The organism is Gimesia chilikensis (assembly GCF_007744075.1).
Lineage (GTDB): Bacteria > Planctomycetota > Planctomycetia > Planctomycetales > Planctomycetaceae > Gimesia > Gimesia chilikensis_A.
On the sequence record NZ_CP036266.1, the window covers coordinates 1756499 to 1777546 of the forward strand.

20 protein-coding genes are annotated in these 21048 nt (G+C 55.7%); 16 read left to right on the forward strand and 4 right to left on the reverse strand.

The features are described from left to right. Nucleotides 1–68: 68 nt before the first annotated feature. The 10 genes from HG66A1_RS06720 to HG66A1_RS06765 all read left to right on the forward strand — a co-directional run bounded on the left by HG66A1_RS06720 (nucleotide 69) and on the right by HG66A1_RS06765 (nucleotide 5775). Nucleotides 69–1340: an RNA polymerase sigma factor gene (locus tag HG66A1_RS06720; RefSeq protein ID WP_145181420.1), complete on the forward strand. Its 1272-nt coding sequence runs from the start codon at nucleotides 69–71 to the stop codon at nucleotides 1338–1340. 227 nt (nucleotides 1341–1567) lie between these two features. Then, entirely contained in the window at nucleotides 1568–2050 is a 483-nt protein-coding gene (locus HG66A1_RS06725) for a VOC family protein (RefSeq protein ID WP_145193716.1), read from the forward strand. A gap of 51 nt (nucleotides 2051–2101) precedes the next feature. Further along, nucleotides 2102–2584: a VOC family protein gene (locus tag HG66A1_RS06730; protein ID WP_145181421.1), complete on the forward strand. Its 483-nt coding sequence runs from the start codon at nucleotides 2102–2104 to the stop codon at nucleotides 2582–2584. A gap of 63 nt (nucleotides 2585–2647) precedes the next feature. After that, a complete protein-coding gene (locus tag HG66A1_RS06735) occupies nucleotides 2648–3034 on the forward strand; it encodes a YciI family protein (protein WP_145181422.1) in 387 nt (128 codons plus the stop codon). 66 nt (nucleotides 3035–3100) lie between these two features. Continuing rightward, entirely contained in the window at nucleotides 3101–3580 is a 480-nt protein-coding gene (locus HG66A1_RS06740) for a DUF1579 domain-containing protein (RefSeq protein ID WP_145181423.1), read from the forward strand. Between the two features lie 17 nt (nucleotides 3581–3597). Continuing rightward, the gene (locus tag HG66A1_RS06745; protein ID WP_145181424.1) at nucleotides 3598–3957 is read left to right on the forward strand and encodes a YciI family protein; all 360 of its coding nucleotides are present in this window, start codon (nucleotides 3598–3600) and stop codon (nucleotides 3955–3957) included. A 55-nt stretch (nucleotides 3958–4012) separates the two neighbouring features. After that, nucleotides 4013–4372, forward strand: coding sequence for a YciI family protein (locus HG66A1_RS06750; protein ID WP_145181425.1), 360 nt, complete (start codon nucleotides 4013–4015; stop codon nucleotides 4370–4372). A 53-nt stretch (nucleotides 4373–4425) separates the two neighbouring features. Continuing rightward, on the forward strand, nucleotides 4426–4860 hold the full coding sequence (locus HG66A1_RS06755) for a YciI family protein (protein WP_145037834.1): 435 nt from the start codon (nucleotides 4426–4428) through the stop codon (nucleotides 4858–4860). A 31-nt stretch (nucleotides 4861–4891) separates the two neighbouring features. After that, nucleotides 4892–5299, forward strand: a complete 408-nt coding sequence (locus HG66A1_RS06760) for a VOC family protein (protein ID WP_145181426.1) — start codon at nucleotides 4892–4894, stop codon at nucleotides 5297–5299. A 68-nt stretch (nucleotides 5300–5367) separates the two neighbouring features. After that, complete coding sequence (locus HG66A1_RS06765) at nucleotides 5368–5775, forward strand: DoxX family protein (RefSeq protein ID WP_145181427.1); 408 nt, start codon at nucleotides 5368–5370, stop codon at nucleotides 5773–5775. A 40-nt stretch (nucleotides 5776–5815) separates the two neighbouring features. Here the strand turns inward: HG66A1_RS06765 and HG66A1_RS06770 are convergent, their stop codons facing one another. After that, on the reverse strand, nucleotides 5816–6979 hold the full coding sequence (locus HG66A1_RS06770) for a transglutaminase-like domain-containing protein (RefSeq protein WP_145181428.1): 1164 nt from the start codon (nucleotides 6977–6979) through the stop codon (nucleotides 5816–5818). A gap of 228 nt (nucleotides 6980–7207) precedes the next feature. On the opposite strand from HG66A1_RS06770, the gene HG66A1_RS06775 reads away from it, so the two are divergent. The 6 genes from HG66A1_RS06775 (at nucleotide 7208) to HG66A1_RS06800 (ending at nucleotide 15317) form a co-directional block, all read left to right on the forward strand. Then, nucleotides 7208–7639, forward strand: coding sequence for an OsmC family protein (locus HG66A1_RS06775; protein WP_197997010.1), 432 nt, complete (start codon nucleotides 7208–7210; stop codon nucleotides 7637–7639). Nucleotides 7640–7761: 122 nt separating this feature from the next. After that, nucleotides 7762–8748 (forward strand): hypothetical protein, encoded by a 987-nt coding sequence (locus tag HG66A1_RS06780; RefSeq protein ID WP_145181429.1) that lies wholly within the window; start codon nucleotides 7762–7764, stop codon nucleotides 8746–8748. Nucleotides 8749–8807: 59 nt separating this feature from the next. Then, nucleotides 8808–10283 (forward strand): neutral/alkaline non-lysosomal ceramidase N-terminal domain-containing protein, encoded by a 1476-nt coding sequence (locus tag HG66A1_RS06785; RefSeq protein ID WP_232106768.1) that lies wholly within the window; start codon nucleotides 8808–8810, stop codon nucleotides 10281–10283. A gap of 41 nt (nucleotides 10284–10324) precedes the next feature. Beyond that, the gene (locus tag HG66A1_RS06790) at nucleotides 10325–11365 is read left to right on the forward strand and encodes a sialidase family protein (protein ID WP_145181430.1); all 1041 of its coding nucleotides are present in this window, start codon (nucleotides 10325–10327) and stop codon (nucleotides 11363–11365) included. Between the two features lie 116 nt (nucleotides 11366–11481). Further along, entirely contained in the window at nucleotides 11482–11970 is a 489-nt protein-coding gene (locus HG66A1_RS06795; protein WP_145181431.1) for a GNAT family N-acetyltransferase, read from the forward strand. 182 nt (nucleotides 11971–12152) lie between these two features. Beyond that, nucleotides 12153–15317 carry a fused MFS/spermidine synthase gene (locus HG66A1_RS06800; RefSeq protein ID WP_145181432.1) on the forward strand — a complete coding sequence of 1055 codons (3165 nt, stop codon included), beginning with the start codon at nucleotides 12153–12155 and terminating at the stop codon, nucleotides 15315–15317. A 27-nt stretch (nucleotides 15318–15344) separates the two neighbouring features. Here the strand turns inward: HG66A1_RS06800 and HG66A1_RS06805 are convergent, their stop codons facing one another. From HG66A1_RS06805 to HG66A1_RS06815, 3 genes are all read right to left on the reverse strand, one after another. Next, nucleotides 15345–16253, reverse strand: coding sequence for an alpha/beta hydrolase (locus tag HG66A1_RS06805; RefSeq protein ID WP_145181433.1), 909 nt, complete (start codon nucleotides 16251–16253; stop codon nucleotides 15345–15347). A gap of 11 nt (nucleotides 16254–16264) precedes the next feature. Further along, a complete protein-coding gene (locus HG66A1_RS06810) occupies nucleotides 16265–17251 on the reverse strand; it encodes an aldo/keto reductase (protein WP_145181434.1) in 987 nt (328 codons plus the stop codon). 211 nt (nucleotides 17252–17462) lie between these two features. Beyond that, the gene (locus HG66A1_RS06815) at nucleotides 17463–20894 is read right to left on the reverse strand and encodes a WD40 repeat domain-containing serine/threonine-protein kinase (protein ID WP_145181435.1); all 3432 of its coding nucleotides are present in this window, start codon (nucleotides 20892–20894) and stop codon (nucleotides 17463–17465) included. Nucleotides 20895–21048 lie beyond the last annotated feature (154 nt).

Below are 21048 nucleotides of genomic sequence, written 5' to 3' on the forward strand. Positions count from 1 at the left end.
GGACTGACTATCCTTACAGTATGCTTTCAGAGTGAAACACGACGCGGGTCCTTTCAGGTCAGAGTCAGATGAGTGAGATTTCTTCCCAGTCAATTCGACAGCAGGTCGATGCGATCTATCAGCGCGAATCGCGGCGGGTGTTCGCGACACTGATCCGACTGCTGGGGGACTTTGATCTGGCAGAAGAAGCCATGCACGATGCCTTTACCGCGGCGGTGGTGCAATGGGAGGAGACGGGTATTCCCGATCAACCTCGGGCCTGGCTGGTTTCCACGGGGCGTTTCAAAGCCATCGACAGTCTTCGCCGTCGGGCTCGTTTCGATGAAGCACAACAGGAAGTCGTACAACGACTGGAAGGCGTTGCCGCACAGAATGCCGACCGCTCTGAGCAGGATGTGGAAGACGACCGACTGCGGCTGATCTTCACCTGCTGTCACCCGGCGATTGCCCCCCAGATGCAGGTGCCGCTGACACTCCGCGAGGTCTGTGGTCTGACGACGGAAGAGATTGCGAGTGCATTTCTGACATCTCCCTCCACGATGGCGCAGCGGATCGTCCGCGGTAAAGCGAAGATCCGGGACGCAAATATTCCGTATGTGATTCCGGAACGATCCGAGTTGCCCGAACGACTGGATGCTGTGCTGACGGTGGTCTACCTGGTGTTTAACGAAGGCTATGCAGCTTCCTCCGGGGATACACTGACCAGGCGGGATCTGTCAGAAGAGGCGATCCGGCTGGGCCGACTGCTCGCGGAACTGCTGGATGATACCGAGGTGATGGGTCTCCTGGCTCTGATGCTGCTGCACGAATCACGGCGGGAGTCCCGGACAACGGCAGAGGGAGATTTGATTCTGCTGGAAGATCAGGATCGAAGTCTCTGGGATCGGGAGAAAATACGTGAGGGAATCGCACTGGTCGAACGCGCAATCGCCTCGGGGGAGGTGGGGAGCTACACGATTCAGGCAGCGATCTCAGCCGTACACGCGGGAGCGCCGAGTGCTGCTGCGACAGACTGGACGCGGATTGTGGAATGGTACGATCTGTTGTTGCAGGCGACACCTTCCCCGATTGTCGAATTGAACCGGGCGGTCGCGGTCGCGATGCAACAGGGGCCTGATGCGGGAGTGGAACTGATCGACGCGATCCTGGCGCGGGGGGAACTGAGTGAATATCACCTGGTCTATGCGGCACGCGCCGATCTCTGTCGTCGGTCGGGACGGGATGCTGAAGCGCGGACCGCTTACGAACAGGCCCTGTCTTTAGTGAATCAGGCTTCGGAGCGGAGGTTCCTGGTAAAACGGCTGCAGGAACTGGACGAGAGCCGCATCGCTCCTGAATGATGGTTAGAGAATGCTTACTGTGGAACTGGTTGTAAAGTGCATTCAGGTAGTGGCTTAGGGCTGTGGATGTCTTGCGGGACAACGGTGTTTGACCCGTTTTTCAAAAAAATAACAGCTGGTTGTCGATTGGGGGGGACGGTCGTTCGACTACTTCATAAACGGGGGCTGGCAGACAGTCTGAGGCTCTCGTCCCTTATCGAAACGACCTTCAGTCACAGGAGAATATGATGAACAGTTCCAGCGTTAAACCAATTCCCGCAGGCATGCACAGTATCACTCCCCATCTGGCTTGTTCGAATGCAGCCGAGGCCATTGAGTTTTATAAAAAGGCTTTTGGCGCCGAGGAACTGATGCGGCTGCCCGGACCGGATGGCAAACTGGTCCATGCCTGTCTGAAGATCGGTGATTCCCAGATCATGCTGGCCGACGTACGCGAAGAATGTGGGATGAAAGGACCGGATGCGCTGGGAGGAACGCCGGTTTCCATTCATTTGCAGGTCGAGGATGTGGATGCGGTCTTCAATCAGGCAATTGAAGCCGGTGCGACTTTGATTATGCCGGTCATGGAGATGTTCTGGGGCGACCGCTACGGCCAGGTGGACGATCCCTTTGGTCATCGCTGGTCTGTGGCGACGCATGTGCGTGATCTGAGTTATGAAGAGATTCAGGCAGGCATGCTGGCGATGTTCGAACAGAATCAGAACGGCTGATACCAGGGCCGTTTTCCATCTCGTTGACAATCAAAAGAGAAGAGCAGCACGATGTCAGATATTCCGAAAATCTCCCCCTTCCTCTGGTTCGACAACAACGCAGAAGAGGCCATCGATTATTACACTTCGATTTTCAAGAACTCGAAACGCTTCGATGTGTCGCGTTACGGCGAAGGGGGACCGGGGCCCGCGGGGTCGGTGATGGTCGCTGCTTTTGAACTGGAAGGCCAGCGGTTTACCGCGTTGAACGGCGGTCCCCTGTTCAAGTTCAACGAAGCCGTTTCGTTCGTGGTGAACTGCGACAGTCAGGACGAGATCGACGAATACTGGGAAAAACTGTCAGCGGGAGGCGAACCGGGCCAGTGTGGCTGGCTCAAAGACCGGTTCGGCCTTTCCTGGCAGATCGTGCCGACAATCCTGCCCGAGTTGATGCAGACGGGAGATGCGGAGAAAACCGGTCGGGTGATGGCGGCATTGATGCAGATGACGAAGCTGGAGATCGATGGGTTGCAACGGGCCTTTGATGGGGCCTGATCGAGATTACTCAAATCGAGTCATTACGATTTACAATACAACCATTTTCAATGAGGGACGACCATGAGATTTGTCTGTCTGGGATATTACGATGAAGCATGGATGGAGGGAAAATCGGAAGCAGAACTTTCAGCTGCGATGGAAGAATGTTTTGCCTACGATGACGAACTCCGGCGGGGAGGCCATTTTCTCGGAGGGCAGGCGCTACAGCATGCCAGCCAGGCGGTGACACTGCGGACCGTGAACGGACAGGTGGATGTGACCGATGGCCCTTTTGCAGAGACTAAGGAACAGATCGGCGGATTGTTGTTTCTGGAAGCCCGGGATCTGAACCATGCGATCGCTCTGATTTCGCGACATCCGGGCATCGGCATGGGACCGTTTGAGATCCGTCCAGTGAATGAAGAGATCAGTGCGCTGATCAAGGAACGGGACGCGGCAATTCAGTAACAGGTAACCGTGCCTCGTAAAGCATTAGTGTCAAGGTTTTGATCGTTCAATCAGGGGAGAGGAAAGATGTTTGAGAAGCCACAGGCAGAACACGAATGGCTGAAGCAGTTGACTGGCAACTGGATTGCAGAGACCGAATGCCAGATGGGGCCGGGAGAGCCGACCTATAATTCGGTCGGTGATGTGAACTGCCGCTCTCTGGAGGGGATGTGGTTCCTGATTGAAGGGGGCGGAGGTGATGAGGAATCCGGTTCCTGGTCGACGCTGATGACGCTGGGATACGATATCAAACTCGGTCAGTATGTCGGTAGTTTTGCGGGGTCGATGATGTCTTGTCTCTGGTCCTACCAGGGAGGTCTGGATGCGACAGGACGTAAACTGACGCTGGACACAGTGGGGCCGAAGTGCGGAAGCGAAGGAACCACGTCTTATAAAGATGCGATCGAAGTGATTGATGAATCCAGGTGGATTCTGACCAGTGAAATGCTGACCGAAGAGGGAGAGTGGCTGCAGATCATGAAGTCGGAACATCGACGGAAAAACTAGTACGGGAGTGAGTGAAGATGAAATATCTGTTGCTGGTCTATGCGACTCCCGATGCCTGGGAGCCGGATGAACGTAAGGTGGCTTTGGGAGAGTCTGTCGACTTGTGTCATACGTTGCACAGCCGGAACCAGTACTGTTCCGCAGCGCCGCTGGAACCGGTCGAGACGGCCGTCAGTGTGCGGGTGCGTGAGGGAGAGGCACTGGTGACCGATGGTCCATTTGCGGAAACCACCGAACACCTGGGAGGCTACTTCCTGGTTGATGTGGATTCGATGGACGCGGCGGTCGAGATCGCCAAACAGATCCCCGGCGCCCGACGGGGAACTGTAGAGGTGCGTCCTCTCGTTGAGGTTCCCAACCTGCCTGCGGGAAAATAGTGTATTATCTGAAGCCGTTCAATCTGAGATCAACGGGGAGTGAAAAGGAATCGTTATGAAATACATGTTGCTGATTTACGGTACGGAAAGCTGCTGGACCGAAGCAGAACGGTCAGCCTGCATGCAGGAATCGATGGAGATCTGCCACGAATTGAACGAGCAGGGTAAATACCTGGCATCGTCGCCTTTGCATCCGGTGTCGACTGCGACCTGTGTGCGGGTACGCGAAGACCGGAAGATGGTAACTGACGGCCCGTTCGCCGAGACGGTAGAGCAACTGGGGGGGTACTATGTGATTGATGTCGACAATCTGGATGAGGCGATTGCGATCGCGGAGCGTTTGCCCCCGGCCAAGAAGGGGACGGTTGAGATTCGACCGATTTTTGAGCTGCCGGAAATTGAAGTGAAACGATAACAGAGTCTGAAATACAGAATACTCAAATAAGACATCAGCAGAGGAGTGGGACAATGAAAGTGATGGTGATGGTCAAAGCGTCAAAGAGTTCAGAAGCGGGCGAAATGCCCAGCGAGGAACTGCTGACCGCGATGGGTAATTTTAACGAAGAACTGGTGAAGGCCGGGATCATGTTGTCGGGGGATGGGCTGCGTCCCAGTTCGGCAGGAGTCCGGATCCGTTTTTCGGGTGCGGAACGAACGGTGATTGACGGGCCGTTTGCGGAGACGAAAGAACTGGTTGCGGGCTACTGGGTCTGGAAGGTGAAGTCGATGGAAGAAGCGATTGAGTGGGCGAAACGCTGTCCGAATCCGATGCCGGAAGAATCGGATCTGGAAATCCGCCCCTTCTTTGAGATGGAAGATTTTGGTGATGCGATGACGCCGGAACTGAAAGAGCAGGAACAGCGCATCGCGGAAGCAGCCGAGAAACTGGATCAGCAGGGTTAAAGAGACTCTGCTCAGATAGAATGAAGATATCATGTCAAAAAAAATCTATGTGAATCTGCCCGTCAGCGATCTGGCCAGATCGATCGCCTTTTATCAGGCCGTGGGCTACTCGATCAACGAAAAATGGACCGATGAGACAGCGGCTTGTGTCGTGATCAGTGAGGATATCCATGCTATGCTGTTGACGCATGCCCGTTTCAGTGATTTCACGCCGAATGAAATCTGTAATGCGAAGCAACAGACCGAAGTGCTGCTCGCGCTTGGCTGCGAGAGTCGGGACGAGGTGGATGAACTGGTGCGCAAGGCTGTTGCCGCGGGGGGGAATACTTATAATGAACCTCAGGACCATGGCTTTATGTACGGACATGGATACCAGGATCCGGATGGACATATCTGGGAAGTCTTTTATATGGATCCTGCAGCCGTTGAGTCGACTTGAATCGCGGCAGTGAGTACGCAGCAGTAAAGATCCTCCTGGCCCTTTCATTTTTCAGATGGGAAATCGACATGAATGAAGCAACTTCACCGCTGGTAAAAACACCTCGCGCTCTGGTCTGGATCGGTCGCCTGCTGGCGCTCCCGGTGGTGTTCCTGTTTGGAATGAGCACCGTGATGAAATTCAAAGGGGGGCCGGAAATGACTGACGGGATGGCCAAACTGGGGCTGCCGGAATCGATGATTTTACCGTTGGCGATTCTGGAACTGGTCTGCCTGGTGCTGTACCTGGTTCCCTGGACTGCGGTGCTGGGAGCGATTCTGTTGACCGGCTACCTGGGAGGTGCGATCTGCACACACTGGCGGGTGGGGGATCCGTTTGTGGTCCAGGCCGGTCTGGGGGTCGTGCTCTGGCTCAGCGTGTACTTGCGTGATCGTCGCCTCTGGCAGTTGATTCCGTTTCGTGGACTTGCGGGATAAGTGCCTCCCGCAAAACACGGACCACGTGGCATAAGCTGATTCAATCGGTGTTCAGGGTGGAGAGATCCTTGAACGGTTTTTTGAATGGCTTGTCGGCGGTGTAGCGGTGTGAGGTCATCCAGGAGAACTCGCGTTTTTTGATATTTGCCGGGTCGGGTTCGGGGAGGATTTCGCCATCGGCTTCCACATACGCGGTTCGCACAACGCGGACCGGTTTGAGCGCGGGGGGCGCGAGTTGATAGTCGGTCCCGCGTGTTAAGAGCAGCCAGCTGTTTTCGCGAAAACCGGAGAGGGTCCGCTCGCGGGCGGCTTGTGTGAGCGCTGTTTTCTGCTCCGCGGTCAACTCTTTATCGGACTGAATCTGTTTCGCCAGTTTCTGGGTCTCCGAGAGATCGAAGCTGATCCAGCCATACGGGGGGAGATAGGCTTCCATCTTACAGTGCGAAGGGGAGTTTTTGGGATAGAGGGCCAGTCCGTAGGTCACGCGGGTCGGGTAGCCTAAGGCGCGTCCCATGGTGGCACAGAGGCCGTGATAATCACTGCAGTGCCCGCGGCGTTGTTCGAAAGCGTGGTTCGCATCGGCCTGGAGGGAGGCATGGATGTGATCGTAGGTCAGATTCCGGTCAATCCAGTTCATCGCGCCAATCAGGCCAGGGCCTTTGTTCTGAAAGCCGGCGTTGATGTTCTGAATCACCTGCTGAAACTGTTCCGGCTGGGCCACGGTCTGCGGCTTCAGATAGGGTTCAAATGAGGAGGGCCACTGTTCGACCCGGGTGACCTGAGCGGGATCCATGTTCCAATGCAGGTTCCACGCGCGGGCTTTGAAGCGATGGGTGATGATCTGGGCGCCGTGGGGATCGTGAAATTCAAAGTAAGCGAAGCGGTTGCCATAGACGGGTTCGTTACTGATTTGGGGAGAAACCTGCTGGGGAAAGGTCGTGAATTCGCTGGCCTCGATTTCCTGGGCCGCATCGGTCTGCGGGACGGGAACCCAGACCTTGAGGACTTTGCAGTGGTAAGGAGGCGTGACGATGACTGAGAATTCGACCTCGTGGTTAACGGGATCACTCTTTTTTACCTGGTAAGGGAGGTCCGCTCGAAGAGACTTCGATTCCGGTTTCTCGGCCTGTGCATGCAGAGAAATGGTCAGTAATGCCAGCAGGAAGTAAGTCGCAATCTTGAGGCGATTCTGGTTCTGAGTCATCCTGTCAGGGCTCCTGGAAAAGAGATCTATGCAAAATTCGCATTAACGTCAGAATGTTAGATTGTAGCGTCTGCGGGTAGCACTGACAACAGTCTGTTTTCCGGAACATGGTGAAGCGAGGGGCATGGATGAGCTGATTCTGAAAAGTCTCGTGACATTTGCAGTGGGATTTTCTAAGGTGGGATCTGTGTTTTACTGAATGCAACCTCAAACCAAGGAGGAGATAAGATGTCGATTAAACGTACCGGCTCTGCCGTCTGGCAGGGGGGAATCAAAGATGGAAAAGGGACCGTGTCGACCGCCAGTGGTGCGCTGCAGGAATTACCCTACAGTTTTTCCACGCGATTTGAAGGAGAACAGGGAACGAACCCTGAGGAACTGATTGGTGCAGCCCATGCCGGCTGTTTCTCGATGGCGCTCTCCAAGATTCTGGGTGACTCGGATCTGAAGGCGGAGCGGCTGGAGACGACAGCGGAGGTTTCGCTGAACCAGGTGGAAGGGGGCTTTGCGATTGAATCCATCCATCTGATACTGAAAGCGAAAGTTCCCGGTGCAGATGCCGCGACCGTGGAAGAGCTGGCTGGGAAGGCGAAAGCCGGTTGTCCGGTTTCCAAACTGTTCAATGCCACGATTACGCTGGATGTGCAGACCGTGGATTAACCTGCATTGACTCATGCCAAACCGGGACTGGAAACGAATCCTTTGACTGCTGCTCGCGCTCACTTCATAATGGGGATTGGTTCTGTCCCGGTTTTTTATTTCTGCTTTTGAGAGGGCTGGCGATGCTGTTACATCTGCGATTGATAACCTGGAGTCTGATCTGTCTGTTAATTCTCTCGAGTGGAGCAGGCCGACCGGTGGTCGCGGAAGAGAAGCAGACGTTGAACGTGCTGTTTATCGGCAACAGCTACACAGCCCGGCACAACCTGGCCCAGGTGGTGAAGCAGATGGCGGAAGCGGGGAATCCGGGACTGACCTTCAAACCGACGACGGTGATTTATGGTGGTCGGCGGCTGAGGGATCACTGGAACCTGGGTTCACAGAATTTTGTGAAGCTGCATTCCCTGACCAAAGCGGAAGAAGAGCAGACAATTGCTGACCTGAAAAAGGCAGCCGCAGATAAAGAGAACCGATACGCGCGTGCCGCTTTGAAACGACATCAGGGTCTGATCAAAGAACTGGATCAACCTCATCCGAAATGGGATGTGGTGGTGTTACAGTCTTATCGGGATGATGTCAGCGGCGACCCTTCATTATATGCTCAGTATGCACCAAAGTTCGCGGCCCTGGCGAAGGAGCAGGGAGCTCGTGTGATTCTGTATGAGACGACGCCCGCGACACAGAATAAAAATCCCCTGCGGACGGCTCCGGAAACAGAGCCGGTAATGAAAAAAGCAAAAGCGATTGCGGCGCTGGCGAAACAGCTCGATGCGAGTGCTGCCCCGATGTCGCTGGTGGGGCTGTATTGTCAGACAGAACGTCCGGATCTGACACTGCGGTTCCTGAATGATGCGCATCTGAATCAGACGATGGCCTATCTGACGGCGTGTGCGATTTATGCAGCCCTGTTCGATAAGAGTCCGGAAGGGCTGCCCGTCGATTCGATTACCGATATCCGGTTCTGGAACAACAAAGATCGGGACAAAGACCGTGACGGCAACCCGATCACGAAAACGTTTTCTGATAAAGACCGTGCCGAATTACAGAAGGTGGCCTGGAAAGGCTATCAGAAGTTCAAGCAACTCCGCGACGGCAAGGCTGCCAACTGAACCGGGCCGTGCTGCCCTCCCTCCTGAATATGACTTACCCCTGTTAAAGGTTTCCCTCCATGTTGTTTGTTTCCCGCTGCCTGATGTTATGTTGTCTGTGTCTGCTGTCGCTGGTTTCTGCTGCTCATGCGGGCGATGGTCTGCAGGTCGGCGTGGCGGAGACGGACATCACGCCTCCCGTCGGTTTCCCGATGGCCGGCTATTATCATGAGCGACTGGCGGAAGGGAAGATCGATCCGCTGCAGGCAAAAGCGATAGTGTTTCGGGAAGGGGACACAGCCGGTGCGCTGGTGGTGTGTGATCTGATCGGCGTGGCCACGGATCTTTCGAAAGAGGTGCGTCGGCTGGCTGCTGAAAAAACGGGGATCCCGGCTGAGAATATCGTGCTGGCGGCGACTCATTCGCACACGGCCCCCGATTACATGAAGGAACTCTATCTCTACCTGGGGAAAGAGAAGCAGCAGCCGTTGCGGGCCGAGTACATTCAAAAACTGATCAACGGTCCGGTGGAGGCGATCGTGGCGGCCAATCAGGCTGCGAAACCGGCGCAGCTGGAAACGGGGGCGGCTGTGCAGAAGACGCCGGTGGCTTTCAACAGACGCTTCGTGATGAAGGACGGGAGTGTGAAGACCTGGCAGTCGTTGAAGAATCCGAATGTGATCCGGGCCGCTGGTCCGATTGATCCACGGATTGAGCTGCTGGCGATCAAGAATGCGAAAGATGGTTCTTACGAAGGAGTGCTGAGTAACTTCGCCTTGCACCTGGATACGGTGGGCGGGACCCGCTGGAGTGCCGACTATCCGTTCTTTATTCAGGAGACATTGCGGGAGACGCTCGGTAAAGATGTGATTTCGATTTTTGGAACCGGCTGCTGCGGTGATATCAATCATTCCAATCCAGCGTCACCGGTACGGAACAAGGTGGACTTTATCGGGACTTCGCTGGGGGAAACGATCACAGCGGAGCTGACGAAACTGGAGCCAGTGAAAGGGACTGGTCTGACGGTACAGTCGCAGGTGGTGGATCTGCCTTTGCAGGATGCCTCGCAGCCGGAAGTGAAACGTTCGATTGAACTGTTGAAGGTGGCGCGTGCCGGGGGGAAGGTGGATTTCTTCGAGCATGTGACCGCGTATAAGAAGATGATTCTGGACCAGATGCGGCACAAAAAACCTTATGCGGAAACTGATCAGCATATTACTTGGGGCTTGAGCCGATCGCTGGCGGGCATTGGTGAAACACTGCCCGTGGATGTCACCGTGATGACCATCGGCGAGGATGTGGCGATCGTCTGTCTGCCGGGCGAGGTGTTCGTGGAGCTGGGGCTGGCGATCAAGCAGGCCTCTCCATTTAAGACAACGATTATCGTCGAACTGTCGAACGCGGTGGAGACGATTTACATTCCGCACCGGGCTGCGTATGCCGGGGGGAGTTATGAAGTGACGAACTCCAATCTGCTGCCCGGTAGTGGTGAGATGCTGGTGGAGGCGTCACTGCGGCTGTTACGTCAGGCGGCGACTGAGAAACGGGCGGACTGAGTTCGGTTCGTGGAATTCAATTCAAGGGCGAGGTTGGAGCGATGAAACGTTTTTTCCTGTGTGCTGCGCTCATGCTGCTGGTAGTGACGTCTGGATCTCTGAGAGTCCGGGCGGCGGACCAGCCGGTTTCGATTCTGGCACAACGCATTAGTGGGCACATTCATCCTTCGATCTGCCAGGCCGATGATGGAACGCTGATCGTGGTGTTCAAGGGGGAGAATGTGCTGCTCTGCTCGCGTTCTACGGATGAGGGCGCGACGTGGTCCAAGCCGGAACCGATCCCGGCGTCTGCGAAACGGCCCGAAGTCATTCGTGCGGTTCAGAAGTTCGAAGTCTATCCCGGCACGGCAGACACATTGCCCGATGGCCGGATTCTGGTGACCTGGAATTACATCGCCGACGATAAAGCCCGCGATGGTTATTACGAGCGGGCCCTGCTGTATGTGATCAGCGCCGATCAGGGGAAGACGTGGAGTGATCAGCGGTTGATCGGCCCGGTGGACGGGATGCATCTGGGGGCGGTGCGACATAATGTGCTCCCCTGGAGCGAGGGCCAGTGGTTACTGCCTTTGCGGACCGGGGTGCCGCGCGTCTTTGATCCGCAGACGGGGAAGCTCACAGCGTTTCCGCTGGTGGGCCCCGACGGCAAACAGCATGAGTTTCAGCAGATCGTACGTTTGCAGGACGGTGGTCTGCTGGCAATGGGACCGGTGTTGCTACATTCGAATGATCAGGGAAAGCAGTGGAAACAGATCGCTGGCTTTCCCGCGGTTCCCGATCAGCGGGATAATGCGGAGGGGCGTTTCCTGACGGTGCTGACTGACGGGAGAGTGCTGGTGACCTGGGGCCGGGGGCACAACAATCGGGGGCTGTCTTATAACCTGTCGCTGGATGACGGGCAGACGTGGGACGCGAAGCGGACGGTCGTGCTGCTGCCGGAGACGCCGGTAACGGCCCGCTATTATTCTGCGCGGACCATTCAACTGGATGACAGGCATGTGGGAACGGTGTTTATGAACCGGGACGGCGTGCATTTTCTCAAAGTCCCGCTGTCCCGTCTGCAGGGATCTGAGGGGACTTGAGCGCCGAACCGCAGTCCCGCCTGAGCTGTCTTATTCAAGTGGGCTTTCTGTGCAGGTAACGGTAGTCAGAAGCCCGGCATGTTTCCAGATCAACAGTTTCGGAAGGGAGAGTGGCGATGAAAATCCGGCGGGCGGAATTAGCGGATCTGGAGGCGATGACCGAGATTTATAATGAAGCGATTCTGACATCGACGGCGACCTTTGATCTGGAGCCGCAAACACGCGAGGAGCGGTTGCCCTGGTTTGAGTCGCATGATGAACGCTTTCCGATTCTGGTGGCGGAGTGCGACGGAGAAATCGCGGGCTGGGCCTGTCTGTCCCGCTGGCGGACCCGCAAGGCATATGAGCGGACTGCGGAAACCTCTTTCTACGTGAAGGGGACGCAGCGCGGGAAAGGGATCGGGCGACAGTTGAAGCAGGCGGTTATCGATGAAGCGCGGCGACTGAATTTTCACACGTTGATCGCAGGCGTGTCACAGGGGAATGAAATCAGCCTGCATCTGAATAAAAGCTTCGGCTTTGAAGAGGTCGGCACGTTCCGCGAAGTGGGCTATAAATTCGACCAATGGCTGGACGTAACTTATCTGCAGTTGATGCTGGATTGACAACGAAAGTGGTTCGAATTTCACTGAATCTGTATGTGATGGAACCATGAATTTATGAGATATGCAGGAAAAAACTAACAGGGAAGGGAACGTGACGACTCTCTGGATCTTTGATAATTGATGCGATAGAGTGACTGCCCGGACATATCAAAAGCAGGACTCATTATCGCGCGAGAAAATCTGTGAGTGGCACTCCATCAGAACGGTCTGCGTCTACATTGAAACTGGCAACCCTGTTGTTCTTTTCCGGCGCGTGCGCGTTGATTTATCAGGTGATCTGGATCCGGGAGTTGCGTCTGATTTTCGGCGCGACCACGTTAGCCTCTTCCGCTGTGCTGGCTATTTTTATGGGAGGCCTGGGACTGGGGAACGCCCTGTTGGGAAAACGGTCTGACCAGTTCACTCGGCCGGTTCGCTTTTATGCCCTGCTCGAACTGGCGATCGCTGTCAGCGTGGCACTCAGTCCTTTTCTGATTGACCTGACCCGGTATGCCTATGTGCGTGCTGGCGGGCAATCGACGATGGGAGTTGAGGTGGCCACGATCGTCCGGCTGCTGGCGGCGACAGCCATTCTGATCCTGCCGACCATTTTCATGGGGGGGACCCTGCCGGCTGCTGCCCGCGCCGTGACCAGTCAACTGGATGCCAAGCGCAGAAACCTGGCTTGCATTTACGGGATCAACACTCTGGGGGCTGTGCTTGGGGCAGGACTGGCCAATTTTATGCTCCTGGAATTGTTGGGCAATCGCGTTTTGCTCTGGTTGGCGTGCCTGGTCAATCTGCTGCTGGCGGCGATCTCCTTCTGGTATTCCTGGCAGCTGGTAGCAGGCAATCAACAACAGGCAGCGGATACGTCAGTCTCTCCCCAGATCATGACAGAGTCTGAAGCTGCAGTGCAACGAACCAGGCCCCATGCGGTTCTATTGTATTTCACCGCTGCGGTCGTCGGGTTTGTATTTTTCCAGATGGAGATTGTCTGGTATCGCATGCTGGGGCCTTTGCTGGGCGGGACGACTTATACCTTCGGGCTGATTCTCTGTATTGTGCTGCTGGGGATCGGCATCGGCGGGCTGCTGTATCATCTGATTGGTCGCTGGATCACTCCCTCGTATCAGCTCCTGGTGACGACCTGCACCCTGGAAGCGATCTGCATTGCGGTTCCGTTCTGGTTAGGCGATCGCATCGCGATGTGGGTATTACAGCAGCAACAGTCTGCCTTCTCTTCGTTTGCAGAACAGGTCTGGAGCTGGTTTGAGGTCGGCTCCCTGGTGGTGCTGCCTGTGGCGCTTGTTTCCGGTTTTCAGTTTCCTGTGCTGATCGCGCTGGCAGGGAGCGGACAACAGGATGTGGGCAAGCATGTCGGCTGGACCTTCGCGGCCAATACCTGCGGTGCGATATGTGGTGCCATCGCAGGTGGCTTCTTTTTACTGCCGGCATTGAACGCCATCGGTGTTTGGCGCCTGTCTGTGCTGATGCTGCTTGTACTGGGGCTGACCATCGTCTGTGTCTCCCGCTTGTGGCAGGTTTCGCGCTTCGGTATCTCGCTGGCATCCAGCCTGGCTCTGCTGGCGCTCCTGGGAGTAGTGCAACAGGGGCCGACGGCCGCCTGGCGACATTCCGGGATCGGAGCGGGACGCGCAGAACTGGAAGACGGGAGCCGGAATGCCGAGCAGAATTTTATCAACACCAAACGCAGGCAACTGTTATGGGAGACCGAGGGGGTGGAGTCCAGTATCGGGATCACTGCGACCGACAGCCTGTCCTTTATCGTTAATGGAAAGAGTGACGGAAATGCTTACACGGACGCCGGTACACAGATGGGGCTGGGGCTGCTGGGACCCGTTTTAAAATCAGACTTGAAAACCGGTCTGGTGATCGGGCTGGGCACGGGCGAAACCGTGGGCTGGTTGGCTGATGCGATTTCCGGACCGGTTGATGTTGTGGAACTGGAGCCCGGTGTGCTCGACATGGCGCGGCGCTGTGAATCGATGAATCGTCGGGTGCTGTCCCAACCGGATGTGCACATCTATCATAATGATGCGCGGGAATTCCTGCTGACTTCTGCGGCGGAATACGACATTATCATTTCGGAACCCTCGAATCCTTATCGGGCAGGCATTGCCAATCTTTATACCAGGGAATTTTACGCCTCGGCGGCTGACAGGCTTGCGGAGGAGGGATTATTCCTGCAGTGGCTGCAGGGATATGAGGTTGATGATCAGACGGTGGCGACGGTTCTCAAAACGATGCGATCCGTATTTCCGACGGTTGAGATCTGGAGAACCCGCGCCCGAGATATGGTTCTCGTTTGCAGTCCAGCGCCTCGTCCGCTGGATTATGATGTAGACTCGCTCCAGCAGAGTTTGAATAACCCGGTGATCAGGGAGGGGCTGAAGCTCGCCTGGCGGGCCAAGGATGTGTCGGGGATTCTGGCACATTATGTTTGTGACAATCAGACGATCCAACTGTTTCTGGATCAGAACCCGTCGCTGATCAATACCGATGATCGTAACCTGCTCGAATACGCGTTCGCGAGTTCCGTAGGACGCGTATCGCGATTCTCTACGCAACGTCTGCAGGAACTGGCCGTTCAATCAGGGGATACGCGTCCCCGGGAGGCATCCTCCACCACTCCTGAGGCGATCGCCAGACGTCGCCTGGCAATGCACTTTCACCTGGGAGGGGCCATGCCGGAACTGGCCCAGGCCTCTCGTATCGAACAGGGCATTGGTTTGGCATACCAGTTTTACCTCGATCAGAATTACAGGCAGGCAGCGGAGTTGTTCGGGGAGGTGGGGGTTGACGAGAACTGTCCTGTCGAAAGAGTGGTTTATGCCCATGCCTGTGCTGAGGCGGGAGTCCCGATTTCGGCAGACCTCTCAGACAAGCTGAAGACCGGCAATGCTGCAGAGCAGGCCGCTGTCCAGGCCATCGCGTTCTTGAAGCAGGGGGATCGAGCAGAGGGGAGTACCACGTTGCTGCAGGCATTTACGTTAATGAAGTCGAATCCGTGGGGCCTGGAGCGGATTTATGATTCTCTGCTGCGACACGCCCTGGCACTCGCAACCTCAGACAATCGCCTGGCGGGACCGATTTTTGAAAATATCAGCGAACCATTTGCCATGTATCGACTCGAAGATAAAAGGAAACTGGTGCGGTTCCTGGTCGCTGAGATCATGGGGACGAAACAGATTGCGGAATCACTCGAAGAAATCGAGCCCAATGTCCCCTGGAAGGACTGGCTGCTGAGAAAGAGACAGTCCGTGTATCGTGAACTCAATCACGATCTGTCGGAGAAAGCCCAAGCCGATCTCCAGCAGTTTCTGGGGTGGGCCACGAGTCCCTGAACCGTGCGCGGTCAGTTGATAACAATATCAGTGCCTGGAAATCTGCTGATACCAGTCGAGGAAGAGGTCGGGCCATTTGGCGGGGGGGAAGCCGTGTTTGACGCGCTGGGGGATCAGATTGCCGACGCCGTGGGCGCCGACGTCGAAGACCGCCAGTTTGACGGGGACGTTTAACTTCTGGAGGTCGGCTGCGATTTCACGGGGTAGTTCGATCGGGGCGCCTCCCTTGATGCCGTCATTGGTGGCATGGACGAGGAAGACCGGCGGCGTATTCCTGGAAAATTGAAAGGGTGATTTTTTCTGGCGCCAGTGCCAGGTGGCCAGGCCGATGGCGAAGTCGGGGCGACTGCTTTCGCGGTCGATGGGATCGGTGGCGTCGGGAGTGCCGGCATCGAAGTTCGCTGCCAGGTTCATCGCCAGGTTACCGCCTGCAGAGTAACCGGCGATACCGATCTGCTGCGGGTTGATGTTCCATGCTTTGGCACGGTGCCGCACCAGGCGGACGGCCCGCTTCGCATCGAGCAGAGTCAGAGCCTGAATTTCGGAGTTCGTCCCCTTGAAAGGGGGACGGGTCCGGTATTTCAGACCGATGATGGTGACGCCTTTCGGATTGAAGACGTCAGCCGCGTAGATGACGTGCGTTTTCCAGTCCAGTGAACCGTAGCCTCCGCCGGCACAGACGATGATAGCCATCCCTGTATTCCTGTCAGGATCCGGCGAAAAGACTGCAATTTCGGGACGCGTGACATTGGTGAATTTGCCTCGCGGATCGAAAATCTCGGCGGGGGCACCTGATTGAAACTGAGGCGGTTCGTCCTGCCAGAGGGGGACAACCAGATCGGGTTTACGGAGTGGGGGAGCAGGTTCTGCCTGCAGATCCAGACCAATGAGGCAGATAACGGTCTGGATGAGCAGCAGTGATCTGGTTATTTGCATGGTCTGGTCCCTCAACGATTGATCATTTTCATGGCCGCTTCGGGGTAGCGTTCGCCTAAGACATCGATCTCAGCGAGGGCGCTGTCGATTTCGGCGAGATCGCCGGCTGTAAGTTCGATGTCTGCAGCAGCGATGTTCTCCTCAAGGCGGTGCAATTTAGTTGTGCCCGGGATGGGGACGATCCACGGTTTTTGAACCAGGATCCAGGCCAGGGCGATTTGAGCCGGCGTGGCCTGTTTCCGCTGGGCGATCTGGCCCAGCAGGTCGACGAGCGCCAGATTCACTTTGCGGTTTTCTTCGGCGAAGCGGGGGACCTTGTTGCGGAAGTCACCGCTGTCGAAGGTGGTCGATTCGTCGATCTTGCCGGTGAGGAAGCCTTTGCCCAGGGGGCTGAAGGGGACGAAGCCGATGCCCAGTTCTTCGAGAGTGGGGAGGATGGCTTCTTCGGGTTCGCGCCACCAGAGGGAGTATTCGCTCTGCAGGGCGGCGACCGGCTGGACGGCGTGGGCGCGACGGATGACATCGACGCCTGCTTCCGAGAGACCGAAGTGTTTGACTTTGCCTTCAGCGATGAGTTCCCTGACGGTGCCGGCGACGTCTTCGATGGGGACTTCCGGATCGACGCGGTGCTGATAGAGCAGGTCGATGTAGTCGGTCTGCAGCCGTTTGAGGGAGGCTTCGACGACGTCTCGAATGTGTGCGGGGCGGCTGTCGAGGCCGGTCTGTACGCCCTGGTCATCAATGGCGAAGCCGAACTTGGTGGCGATGACGACCTGTTCGCGGACGGGGGAAAGGGCCTTGCCGAGGAGTTCCTCGTTGGTGAAGGCGCCGTAGACTTCGGCGGTGTCGAAGAAGGTGACGCCTTTATCGACGGCGGCTCGCAGCAGGTCGATGCCGTCCTGGTCTTCGACGGCGGGACCGTAGCCAAAGCTGAGGCCCATGCAGCCCAGTCCCAGGGCGGAGACTTCAAGATTACTGCCGAGTGTGCGTTTCTGCATTGTATAAACTTTCGATAATTGAATTCGTTTGATTTTGGGGCGCGTTGTGAGTTTCACTACAGGATGATGTCTGTTACTCAGTCACTCATTCTAACAGCTTTGCAATGTCAGTCTAAGGGAACGGAACTGATCGGCTGGAATTTCTGTCACTGTTGTTACAGGAAGTGGGATCTATTGGATAACTGATGATGCGGGATGTCTGAGTCGTCACTTATTCGTTTGGTAGATCATCCAGAGGCAGTTTGTGGACGTAAATCAACTGAGTGGGCCCAGAGACAAACAGGTATCTTCCTGAAGGATCGATGTCGAAGATGATGGGGGCATGTTTGGCTGATAGGGCAACTTGAATTTCAGCACGGGGACGATTCCAGTCAGGGTTGCGGATCTGGATCATCCCGTCTGTTCCGGCGGAGACCAGAGTCTGACCATCGGGCGTATATTTCAGTGAGGTGACGGTACCGGAGTGAGCCTTGAAGTCTCGCAGTGACTCACCCGTTTCAGTGTCTGTGTAACTGATGATCCCCTTTTCGTCACCGATGGCGAGAGTCTTTCCATCAGGCGAAAAAGTGATGCTGCGTGCTTTGTTACTGGTCTTCCATGATGTACGCTTTCTGCCTGAAGGAATGTGCCAGAGGATTGCCTTCTGGTCGGCTCCGACTGCTGCCAGCAGACTGCCATCGTTGCTCACTGCCAGGGCGTAGGCTTGCAGAGAACTGAAACGGTAAATGACTTCCCCAGTGTGTGCGTCCCACTGACAGATATCCTGCTGACCTTTGATCTGACCAAAGAGCGAGTCTCCCCGGGGAGAATAGACGAGACAGGTTAGCTCATTGGGCAGGCTGAACAACTCCTGATCGTCATTGATATTTCTGACTGAGAGAGTGGTACCCGCGACGGCGAAGCTGTTTCCGTCCGGATTGATTGCCAGATGCTTCCACGGCGAGTGACTCTGATCAAGCAGCTGTGGCTGTTCCGGATGCTTCAGGTCCCAGCGCAGGAGTCTGCGATCGGCGCCCAGGGAGAGCAGGGTCCTGCTGTCCTGAGCCAGAGCGAGCCCCTGAACCGCGGCGTGATGTCCCGGTATTTGTGTTTCCGTCTTTTGTTGCCAGCTCTCCGTATCGTAGAGGCAGACCGCTCCGGATCGGAAACCGACGGCCAGAGTTTTTCCATCGGGACTGAATGTGGCAAACTGTCTTCCGACAAAGGCGATATCCGTGTTGTCTCGTATGAGGGGCCCCGTCGATTTGCCATCCGGTACACTAAATATTTCGATGCCCCTGTGAGGAGATCCGGCGGCCAGCCATTTACCTGAAGGGTCAAAGTCCAGGCTGTAAGCGTGAGGGCCAAACTTATCATACTTGCCTGTAGCCAGGTTCCAGAGTCTTATTTCCGCGGCCCCGGATGTTGCCAGGTATTTGTTATCGGCGCTGAATGCCAGACCCGTCGTAGCCGGCCTGTGAGCCTTGAACTGGTGAAGACGTGTTTTCTGTTCTGTATCGTAGACACTGACCAGATTATCTTCCGAGTAATCAAGCCAGCTGACTGCCAGCAATTTTCCATTCGGGCTGAATTTGATCTGCCACGGCTTGCGATGTTCTTCGCTGGGGAGTTCCTCGAATTTGTCCCATTGCCCCCATTTAAAGAGGCGAACCTTCCCGTGCATGCCGACCGCAGCCAGAAAGCGGCCATCCGGACTGATTGCGACATGCATCCACATCAGGCCCAGCTTCAATACTTGCGGTTTTTGTTGTTCATCGAGGGGCCAGAGAGTGACTTTGCCCAGACGTTCGGAAACAGCCAGTGTTTTACTGTCAGGTGTAAAACTCAGGGATGTGGGCCAGACATCATCTGTTTTCAAGATGCGCTGGACGGCGCCTGTGCTGGCGTCGCGTAAAAAAATAGTTCCATTCTGTTCGGCTGAGGCAAGCCATTTTCCATCCGGACTGTAGGACAGCCAGTAAATGTTTACCTCGTGAATCGGGCCGGGCCTGCCCAGAGCTGCGACTAATGTTGCTGGCGCTGACTCTGGATTGCCGTTACCGGCGAGGGTGAGTATCTCCCAGGGGATGCTGTCTCGTTTCAGTTGTGTGAGGACCGGAGCAGCAGGAGAGGGCTGCTCCTGCTGCGGTGCAATCGGTGTGTGTGGCTCCTCCGGCTGTGATGGTTTTACCGCAGTCGTTTCCTGACTGACACGCACTACCTGTCTACCATTTTTCGTTACATTGACCAGTTCCTGACGGACCAGTTTTCCCGCTTTGTGAGCGCGTAGTTCGTACTGGCCGGGAGTCAGTCGGATTTCATTGGCACCAGCGCCTGTGATGACCATTTCTGTGCCATTCAAGGTGATGTTCACACTCGGGTCATCCACTTCCACAACCAGTGTGCCCTGGGGATAAAACAGATGAATCACGGTACTGCTGAAACTGGTGATGCCAGATGATTCGCTGAGTCCCAGGCCGGTCAGCAGGACGAGTATCACGGCGACAGCTGTGATCCAACTCCGTTTAGCGGGGGGACGGACCATTGATTGAGTCGGCTCGATGATGGTAATCCCCGTTCCCCCGCGCTGGTAGTCTTCCAGGCAACGTTCGAGTAGATCATGGATTTCCTGTGCTGAGGCAAAACGCTGTGAGGGATCTTTCGCATGCAGTCTGTTGATGAGAGAGATGAGGCCGTCGGGGACTTCGGGGATGATCTCGCTGATCGGCCGTGGTTCATCTTCCACGACTCGCTTCAAGACTGCCAGTGTCGACCTGGCGCGAAAAGGCGGCCGACCACAGCAGATGTAGTAGAGTACGCTGCCGAAACTGAACAGATCGGAGCGATGGTCGATACGTTGTCCCTGGGCCTGTTCCGGAGACATGTAGAGCGGTGTTCCGGCAATGACGCCGCTTTGTGTCATGCTGGCATCATCGGCCGTACGGGCCAGCCCGAAATCCGTGAGTTTGAGCAGACTGGTTCCTTTGTCGATCAGGATGTTGGCTGGTTTGATGTCGCGATGAATGAGGCCTTTCTGGTGGGCTGCCATCAGACCATCGGACATCTGAAGAGCGATGCGAAAGACCTCGGGGATGTCGAGCGGTCCCGTGCGGTTAATCTTCTGCTGTAAGGTTTCGCCATCGATGAATTCCATGACCAGGAAGGGGAGTGGTCTGGATTCGATGGCGTGAATCCGGACTACATTTTCATGATTGAGTGCTGCTGTGGCACGGGCTTCGCGGAGGAAGCGTTTGCGGGCCGGAGATGTTGTGGCGAGTTCCGGGGCCATGACTTTGATGGCGACGATCCGTTCCAATTTGGGATCGAAGGCTTTAAGTACAATGCCGCATCCCCCTCGCCCGATCACCTCTCGAATTTCATACTGGCCAAGGCGACCGAGTGAGTCAGTGACAGTTGAATTTTCCAGAAATGAGAGATCAATTTCGTCAGGGGCGTTGTGGGGCATATCGCTGGTTTGTTCGTCAGCCAGCTGTTTCAGGATGGGAGTTTCCAGAAACTCGCCTGGCTTTTCATAAGCTGCGAGCAGTTCCTCCACCTGCTTGCGTAACGATTTATTACTGGCGCAAGCATCCCGAATGTACTCCTTACGCTTTGCGGGATCGGTGATCTCCAGTGCTGCCAGAAAGATTGATCGCTCATTCATGTTGCTTTGCTCAGACTGATACCCTGGTTTCAGATAAGGATACAGCGCACATCCTTGGATTCTGTGATGCTCTGCCTATTCAAATTCGGTACAGGTATAGGTCCTTGAAAAGACCTCCGGTTAACAGTGCGTAAACGGAGGTCGGGTATCGTCA